The 8,501-nt window shown below is 62.4% G+C and carries 8 protein-coding genes; 6 read left to right on the plus strand and 2 right to left on the minus strand.

Annotation, left to right across the window (positions count from 1 at the left end; translation table 11 throughout):
• Nucleotides 1-24 precede the first annotated feature (24 nt).
• From eat to ALTER154_RS18410, 4 genes are all read left to right on the plus strand, one after another.
• On the plus strand, nucleotides 25-1,473 hold the full coding sequence (gene eat / locus ALTER154_RS18395; protein WP_090255645.1) for an ethanolamine permease: 1,449 nt from the start codon (nucleotides 25-27) through the stop codon (nucleotides 1,471-1,473).
• A gap of 61 nt (nucleotides 1,474-1,534) precedes the next feature.
• On the plus strand, nucleotides 1,535-2,929 hold the full coding sequence (locus ALTER154_RS18400; protein ID WP_160089246.1) for an ethanolamine ammonia-lyase subunit EutB: 1,395 nt from the start codon (nucleotides 1,535-1,537) through the stop codon (nucleotides 2,927-2,929).
• A 14-nt stretch (nucleotides 2,930-2,943) separates the two neighbouring features.
• Nucleotides 2,944-3,756, plus strand: a complete 813-nt coding sequence (gene eutC / locus ALTER154_RS18405; protein WP_160089248.1) for an ethanolamine ammonia-lyase subunit EutC — start codon at nucleotides 2,944-2,946, stop codon at nucleotides 3,754-3,756.
• Between the two features lie 138 nt (nucleotides 3,757-3,894).
• Nucleotides 3,895-4,362: a GNAT family N-acetyltransferase gene (locus ALTER154_RS18410; protein WP_090255651.1), complete on the plus strand. Its 468-nt coding sequence runs from the start codon at nucleotides 3,895-3,897 to the stop codon at nucleotides 4,360-4,362.
• A 43-nt stretch (nucleotides 4,363-4,405) separates the two neighbouring features.
• Here the strand turns inward: ALTER154_RS18410 and ALTER154_RS18415 are convergent, their stop codons facing one another.
• Nucleotides 4,406-6,004 carry a SpoIIE family protein phosphatase gene (locus tag ALTER154_RS18415; protein WP_160089250.1) on the minus strand — a complete coding sequence of 533 codons (1,599 nt, stop codon included), beginning with the start codon at nucleotides 6,002-6,004 and terminating at the stop codon, nucleotides 4,406-4,408.
• 111 nt (nucleotides 6,005-6,115) lie between these two features.
• Between ALTER154_RS18415 and ALTER154_RS18420 the strand changes: the two genes are divergently transcribed.
• On the plus strand, nucleotides 6,116-6,955 hold the full coding sequence (locus ALTER154_RS18420; RefSeq protein ID WP_160089252.1) for a zinc-dependent peptidase: 840 nt from the start codon (nucleotides 6,116-6,118) through the stop codon (nucleotides 6,953-6,955).
• A 78-nt stretch (nucleotides 6,956-7,033) separates the two neighbouring features.
• Nucleotides 7,034-7,561, plus strand: coding sequence for an inorganic diphosphatase (gene ppa, locus ALTER154_RS18425; RefSeq protein WP_090255657.1), 528 nt, complete (start codon nucleotides 7,034-7,036; stop codon nucleotides 7,559-7,561).
• Between the two features lie 190 nt (nucleotides 7,562-7,751).
• Here ppa and ALTER154_RS18430 read toward each other — a convergent pair whose 3' ends face one another.
• Nucleotides 7,752-8,495, minus strand: a complete 744-nt coding sequence (locus tag ALTER154_RS18430) for a SapC family protein (protein ID WP_160089254.1) — start codon at nucleotides 8,493-8,495, stop codon at nucleotides 7,752-7,754.
• Nucleotides 8,496-8,501: the final 6 nt, after the last annotated feature.

Consider the following 8,501-nt stretch of genomic DNA (forward strand, 5'->3'; position numbering starts at 1 on the left):
CCAGCTTGTTGATAAGGAATTCCCATGGCAGCAGAACAAATCAGTGCGGTAGGTCTACCGCAAGGCACCGATTTAGAGCAGGTCGATGCCGATTACTTTCAAAGCAGGCAGTTGAAGAAGGGCGCAGCAGGCTGGGTATTGCTGGTCGGCCTGGGCGTTGCCTACGTGATTTCCGGCGATTACGCCGGCTGGAACTTCGGTCTAGCCCAGGGCGGCTGGGGCGGCATGTTTCTCGCCACCCTGCTGATGGCGCTGATGTACCTGTGCATGTGCTTCTCCCTGGCTGAACTGTCCTCGATGATCCCCACCGCCGGTGGCGGCTACGGCTTTGCCCGCAGCGCCTTCGGACCCTTGGGCGGTTTTCTCACCGGTACAGCGATCCTGATCGAATACGCCATTGCTCCAGCGGCGATTGCGGTGTTTATCGGCGCCTACTGCGAGTCGCTGTTCGGCATTGGCGGCTGGGCGATCTACCTGGCCTTCTATGTGCTGTTTATCGGCATCCATATCTTCGGCGTCGGTGAGGCGCTAAAGCTGATGTTTATCATCACCGCCGTGGCGGCGATTGCCCTCGGCGTGTTTATCGTCGCGATGGTGCCGCACTTCTCGGTGGCCAACCTGCTCGATATTCCGGTGACTGAAGCCACCGGCGCCAGCAGCTTCCTGCCGTTCGGCTATGTCGGCGTGTGGGCGGCGATCCCCTATGCGATCTGGTTCTTCCTCGCGGTCGAAGGCGTGCCACTGGCCGCTGAAGAAACCCGCAACCCGCAGCGCGACATGCCGCGCGGGCTGATCGGCGCCATGCTTGTGCTGCTGGCCTTTGCCCTGCTGATTCTGGTGGTGGGCCCAGGCGGCGCCGGCGCCAACGCGTTGATGGCCTCCGGCAACCCGCTGGTGGAAGCCCTGACCATTGCTTACGGCGAGTCCACCTGGATGAGCAGCTTCGTCAACCTAATTGGCCTGGCCGGTTTGATTGCCAGCTTCTTCTCGATCATCTACGCCTACTCCCGGCAGATCTTCGCCCTGTCGCGCGCCGGCTACCTGCCGCGTTCGCTGTCGCTGACCAACAAGAACAAGGCCCCGGTACTGGCGCTGATCGTGCCTGGCCTGATCGGCTTTGCTCTGTCGCTGACTGGCCAGGGTGACCTGCTGATTCTGGTGGCGGTGTTCGGCGCCACCATCTCCTACGTGCTGATGATGGCCGCACACATCACCCTGCGTGTGCGTCGTCCGGAGATGCATCGCCCGTATCGCACCCCAGGCGGCATCGTAACCTCAGGCATCGCCCTGGTGCTGGCCTGCGTGGCCGTGGTTGCCGGCTTCCTGGTCGACCCACGGGTGGTGATTGGTGCCGCGATTATCTACGCCGTGCTGATCGCCTACTTCGCCCTGTACAGTCGCCATCATCTGGTGGCCGGTACGCCGGAAGAAGAATTCGTCGCCATCGGTAAAGCCGAGGCCGCGCTCAAGTAATACCCGTCACGTTGGCGCAGCATGATCGTGCTGCGCCAACGTGGCGTTTGGGAGACACGCGATGTCCAGTTTTCAGCATACGGTAGGCGGTGAAACCTACCGTTTTGACAGCCTCGCCGAGGTCATGGCCAAGGCCAGCCCGGCGCGCTCCGGCGACTTTCTCGCCGGTGTAGCGGCGAGCAATGCCGGCGAACGGGTCGCGGCGCAGATGGCCCTGGCCGATATTCCGCTCAAGCATTTCCTTAGCGAAGCGCTGATTCCCTACGAAGCGGATGAGGTCACCCGGCTGATCATCGACAGCCATGACCTGGCGGCCTTCGCCCCGGTCAGCCACCTGACGGTCGGCGGCTTTCGCGACTGGCTGCTCGGCGACAGCGCCGATGAAGCCAGCCTGCGCGCGCTCGCCCCCGGCCTGACGCCAGAAATGGCCGCTGCGGTATCGAAGATCATGCGCGTGCAGGATCTGGTACTGGTAGCGCAGAAAATCCGTGTGGTCAGCCGATTTCGCAACACCGTCGGCCTGCGCGGGCGCATGTCCACCCGTCTGCAACCGAATCACCCGACCGATGAACCGGCCGGCATCGCCGCGAGCATTCTCGACGGCCTGCTGTACGGCAACGGCGACGCCATGATCGGCATCAACCCGGCCACCGACAGCATCAGTTCGATCTGCGAGATGCTGAAGATGCTCGACGGCATCATCCAGCGTTATGAAATCCCCACCCAGGCCTGCGTGCTGACCCACGTCACCACCTCGATCGAGGCGATCAACCGTGGCGTGCCGCTGGACCTGGTGTTCCAGTCGATTGCCGGCACCGAAGCGGCCAACGCCAGCTTTGGCGTCAGCCTGAAAATTCTCCAGGAAGGCTATGACGCCGGCCTGAGCCTCAAACGCGGCACCCTCGGCGACAACCTGATGTATTTCGAAACCGGCCAGGGCAGCGCGCTGTCTGCCGGCGCCCACCATGGCCTCGACCAGCAAACCTGCGAGACCCGCGCCTATGCGGTGGCGCGGCACTTCAAGCCGTTTTTGGTGAATACCGTGGTCGGCTTTATCGGTCCGGAGTACCTGTACAATGGCAAGCAGATCATCCGCGCCGGCCTGGAAGACCACTTCTGCGGCAAGCTCTTGGGCCTGCCAATGGGCTGCGACATCTGCTACACCAACCACGCCGAAGCCGATCAGGACGACATGGACGTGCTGTTGACCCTGCTTGGCGTGGCCGGGATCAACTTCATCATGGGCATCCCCGGCTCCGACGACGTGATGCTCAATTACCAGACCACCTCCTTTCATGACGCGCTGTATGCCCGGCAGAGCCTGGGGCTGAAACCGGCCCCCGAGTTCGAAGCCTGGCTGCAACGCATGGGCATCTTCACCCAGGCCGATGGCCGCCCGCGCATGGGCAACAGCCTGCCGCCGGCGTTTCGTCAGGCGTTGGCGCAGCTTGGTTAACTAAGGAGCCGCTTATGTACGATGACAGCCCACTCAGCGGCGCCAGCGAGAATCCCTGGCAGCAACTGCGTAACCTCACCCCGGCACGTATCGCCCTCGGCCGCGCCGGCACCAGCATGCCGACCCGTGCGCAGCTGGACTTCCAGTTCGCCCACGCCCAGGCCCGCGATGCCGTGCACTTGCCGTTTGATCACGGCGCATTGGCCGCCGGCCTGGCTCACCAGCATCGGCAAAGCCTGCTGCTGCACAGCGCCGCCAAGGACCGCGACACCTACCTGCAACGCCCGGATCTCGGTCGGCGCTTAAGTCACGAATCCGCCGAGCTGCTGGGTCAGCACCGCGAAAACAATCCGGACGGCTACGACCTGGCCATTGTCATCGCCGACGGCCTGTCCGCCCTGGCCGTGCACCGCAACGCCCTGCCCATGGTGGCGCATATCGAGGAGCAGGCCGCTGCCGAAGGCTGGAGCGTGGCGCCCGTCTCCTTGGTCAGCCAGGGCCGCGTGGCGGTAGCCGATGAAGTGGCCGAACTGCTCGGCGCACGCATGGTGGTGATCCTGATCGGCGAACGCCCCGGCCTGAGTTCACCGGACAGCCTGGGGCTGTACTTCACCTACGCACCCAAGGTCGGCCTGACCGACGCCTACCGCAACTGCATCTCCAACGTGCGCCAGGAAGGACTGAGCTACGCCATGGCCAGCCACCGCCTGCTGTACCTGATGCGCGAGGCCTGCCGCCGCCAACTGTCGGGGGTCAACCTCAAGGATGAGGCCGAAGTGCCGCTGCTGGCCGGCGGGGTGCCGCGCGAGAACTTTCTGCTTGGATGATGGGGAATTTCCGCAAACTACAACCAAACGCTTGTTTGGATTGCACTTTCCAAAAGCTTTAGGCAGCATCGGGGTCGTTCGCAGGCAGCGCTGCCGTGTTGCCGAAGCCATCCACATGACTTTAAGTAGAGGCTCACCATGCGCATCGTCCAAGCGACCCTGGAGCATCTGGATCAACTCACGCCATTGTTCGTCAATTACCGCGAACACTTTGGCCAGCTGCCCTACCCCGACTCCTCGCGCAAATTTCTGGAAAAGCGCATCAGCCGCAAGGAATCGGTGATCTACCTGGCCATGGCCGATGATGAAGAGAAGATTCTTGGCTTCTGCCAGCTCTATTCGAGCTTCTCCTCGCTGTCGCTCAAGCGCGTGTGGATTCTCAACGACATCTACGTTTGCCAGGATGCACGCCGCCAGCTGGTGGCCGACCGTCTGATCCAGACCGCCAAGCAGATGGCCAAGGAAACCAACGCTGTGCGTCTGCGCGTGGCCTCCAGCGTCGACAACGAGGTCGCCCACAAGCTCTACGAATCCATCGGCTTCAAGGAAGACACCGAGTTCAAGAGTTTTGTCCTGCCGATTACCGAAGACTTCACCGCGCCGTAACCTGCCCAGCCAGCGACGCACAGTGCGCCGCTGGCTCAGCCCCTCAGCCTTCCAGGCTAAGCCACAAACCCACGCCCAGTTGCAGCACCAACAGAACCAACGCCGCCAGGTGCCAGCCCTGCCGATAGCGCCGTGTGCGACGCAAAGGTGCCGGTTGATGCAGTAACGGCTGACGCAACGCCTGCTCAAACTCCGACAGCGCCTCGAAGCGCGCTTCAGGCCTGGGCGCCAGCGCCCGCGCCAGCACACCATCCCAGCCGATTGGCACCCGCATGCTGAACTGCGCCAATGGCATATAACGGCTATGACAGCCCGCATCCGCCTGCGCTGCCTCGGGCCAACGCCCACTGAACAGCCAATAGGCCAGCGCTGCCAGGGCGAACTGATCGGCGCGGCCATCCACGGTCTGCCCGGCGCGCACCTCGGGCGCCAGCGGCACCGCCTGCGCGGGTATTGCCTGCGGCGCCACCCCAGGCAATAGCGCGGCATGTTCGGGCAGCAACAGCAGGCGGCCGCCGTCATCCAGCAGAATATTGCGCGGGGCCAGCCACAGCCCCTGCATGCCGCGTCGTTGCAAACCGCGTACGGCGGCGATCAACTGTTCGAGCACAGCCAGTATCGTCAAACCATCGACCGGACCGTGGGCCGCCACCCAGTCGTTCAGGTTACGCATACCCTTGCCCGCAGGCTCGAACAGCCAGAAGGCATGCTCACGCGGCTGATGCGAGGACATCACCTGCGCCAGGCTGGCCATCGGACTGCGCCGTAGCGCCCACTCGCGCTGCCAAAATGCTTCATCCGCATCCCGCTCGGCCAGCCACAGCATGGCCTCACGCCCATGCGGATCGGTGGCGCGAAACACCCGCCCCGGCGGACCGTAGGGGCAGGCCGAGAGCAGCACCCAGCCATCCAGCTGCAAACCAGGTTGCGCATCGACCACCGCGCGCCAGGGCTTGCGCGGGACCTGCTCAGGCGCGCTATCGGCTTCGCCCGGCAGCAATAAAACAGCTGCGCCGGGGGCTTGCAGCAATGGTGCAAGCAGCTCCGGCAATGGATCGCCTTGCAGGGTATCGCCCGCGCCGCAAAAGCCTTGCAAGTCCGCCAGATCCAGCAGCGGCTGCGGTGCCAGCAGTAACAGCTCGCCAGGATTAAGGGTCAGGCTGTGCTGCACCAGCGCCAGTTCGGCCTGAGCGCCCAGCTGCAGGCCATCGCGGCCGATCAAGCTCTGCGTGGTGCCGCCTTGATAGCGCCGTAAACCGATGGCCCCGGCCTGGAGAAACTGCGCCTCGCCGTTCTGCAGCAACAGCAACCCGGCATTCAGTTGCGCGATGCTGCGTCCAGCCTGGCGTTGACGAAACAGCTGCTGATTGAATGCTGCCAGCACCTGCCGCGCCGCCTGAGCTTCGCTCCAGCCACCCGGCGTGCAACAGCAGTCGGCCAGCAGGCCATCCAGGTAGGACTCCAGGCTACGCACCACATCAGTGCATTCGCGCGCCCAGAGCAGCGCCACCAGGAGCACCGCCGGCTGTCCTTCGCGCCGCGGCAGCCAGGTCGCGCGGGCCCGTGCGGCCTGGTTGGGCAGGTCAAGACCGTTGCCGCAGAGCAGCTTGATGGTGGGATGATGCAGACGCTCGATCGACATTGGCAGCCCTCCCAGGTCGCAGATAAGCATGCCGTTGCAGCCTTTGTGCCGACTTGCCCAGCACTGACACCCGGCTTATGGTGGGCGCTTTCCACCGTCCGAGCAGAGTCCATGTGGTCGCTCCGCGCCTGGCGTCGCCAGCGCATCCTTGCCCGTCATCCTGTCAGCAGTGCGCAGTGGCAGGCCGTATTGCAGCACTTGCCGATCCTCGATGGCCTGGATGACGCCGAACAGCAGCGCCTGCGCGAACGCGCTGTGCTGTTTCTGCATCACAAACACCTCAGCGCCCTGCCCGGCGTAGACCTCGACGCCCAGGCGCGCCTGCTGCTGGCGGTGCAGGCCGAACTGCCGCTGCTGCACCTGGCCGATCTCAACTGGTATCAGGGCTTCCATGAGATCGTCCTCTACCCAGATGACTTCGTCAGCCCGCAGCGCCACCGCGACGCCAGCGGCGTGGTCCACGAATGGGACGCCGAGCACAGCGGCGAAGCCTGGCAGCAAGGCCCGGTGATCCTCGCCTGGCCAGGCGTGCAGGCCAGCGGCCAATGGGATGGCTACAACCTGGTGATCCACGAACTGGCGCACAAGCTGGACATGCTTAACGGCGACGCCAACGGCCTGCCGCCGTTGCACAGCACTATGGCCGTGCAGGCGTGGGCCCAAGCCATGCAAAGCGCCTTTGATCAGATGAATGCAGAGCTGGATGCCAATCCCGAGGCCGACACCGCCATCGACCCTTATGCAGCGGAAAACCCGGCAGAATTCTTCGCCGTCACCAGCGAATACTTCTTCAGCGCCCCAGACCTGCTCGCCGGCGCCTTCCCGGCGGTGTACGCGCAGCTGGCGCTGTTCTACCGGCAGGATCCACTGGCACGCCTGCAGCAGTTGCAAGCCAGCAACCCCGACTACCAGGTCAGAACTGAAGACAGTGGGTTCGCGACCAATGGCTAGGCATCCCGGCGTAGCAACCCCTGGTGAATATGCCTATAATCGCGCCACTTTTTTGGCCCACCCTTCGGGAGTCGCCCCATGAGCTACAGCAAGATCCCAGCTGGTAAAGACCTGCCAAACGACATCTACGTCGCCATCGAGATCCCGGCCAACCACGCGCCGATCAAATACGAAATCGACCACGACACCGATTGCCTGATGGTCGACCGCTTCATGGCCACCCCGATGTTCTACCCGGCCAACTACGGTTTTATCCCGCACACCCTGGCTGACGACGGTGATCCCCTCGACGTACTGGTTGTCACTCCATATCCAGTGGCACCAGGTTCGGTTATCCGCGCCCGTCCAGTTGGCGTGCTGCTGATGAGCGACGAAGCCGGCGGCGACGCCAAGTTGGTTGCCGTACCGCACGACAAACTGACCGTGCTGTACAAAGACGTACAGGAATACACCGACCTGCCCCCACTGCTGATCGAGCAGATCAAGCACTTCTTCGAGAACTACAAAGATCTGGAGAAGGGCAAGTGGGTCAAGGTTGAAGGCTGGGCTGGCGCCGACGAGGCCCGCAACCTGATTAACAAGGCGGTCGCTGCTTACCAAAAATAAGTAGCTACCACCCCCTAAAAGCCGGCCACAAGCCGGCTTTTTTATTGCCTAACACAGACGCAACTTGACTTCGTCAAACATCAAAAGCGCTCAATAATGAATTCGCCCGTATGAGGCGGCCCCAAATGAAGCGTGACTAACACGCCTCACCTGAGATCAGCCAGCGGGACTCAAAAAGGCACTTACACAGTTAATGTGTCACCCGTTGCGCCTGTTGTTTTTTCGATAAAAAGTTATCGAACAGCTGATTGGCGTTGCCCAGCGACATCAGGTGGGCATAGATCCAACCCAGGAAACCGGCACGGTTCAGCTCCAGCACCTGTTCATCGGAGAGTGCCAGAAACTTCTCTTCATCAATGGCCAGGAAGTCGCTGAGCACAAAGCTTTCGCCGCTGCTGTGGGTCAGTTTGATCGTACGCGGAGCGAGCAACTCAAAGGCATTGAGCTTTTCCACAAACGCACGGGTACGCTCCATCTCGGCAGTGAAGTTCTGCAGGAACTGAATCATTTCATCCAGGTATACACTGTTCTGCCCTTCAGCGTCGAACAGGTCACGACCATCCTGCTGATTCCAGCCACTGAACGCCGCATCGAAGCAAACGGTAAAGTTGCTCGCCTCATCCTGCGCCAGCACGAAGGGATAGCGGCGGATAAAGGCCGGGATGTAGGTATTGGCCTGCCAGCGCAACTCATCATCCAGGTAGCCATTGTGCCCCTGCGCCAGACCAAGCAAGGCGATCGGCGTGGCCTGTGCGCCTTCACCGATAAAGACCAGCGGGTAATGACGTGCGGCCTGGAAGAACTCCAGCCCGGCCACAGGCACCAGATGAGTATCCGCCGCAAACCCGCAGTTTTCCGAAGGCTGCAACTTGAGAGTTTGATGTTCCTCGCGGTTGAGGGCCTTGATGTCTTTGTAGAGTAGAAGCGTGGTCATGTTGAG

This window comes from Pseudomonas sp. 9AZ, from assembly GCF_902506525.1.
Lineage (GTDB): Bacteria > Pseudomonadota > Gammaproteobacteria > Pseudomonadales > Pseudomonadaceae > Aquipseudomonas > Aquipseudomonas peli.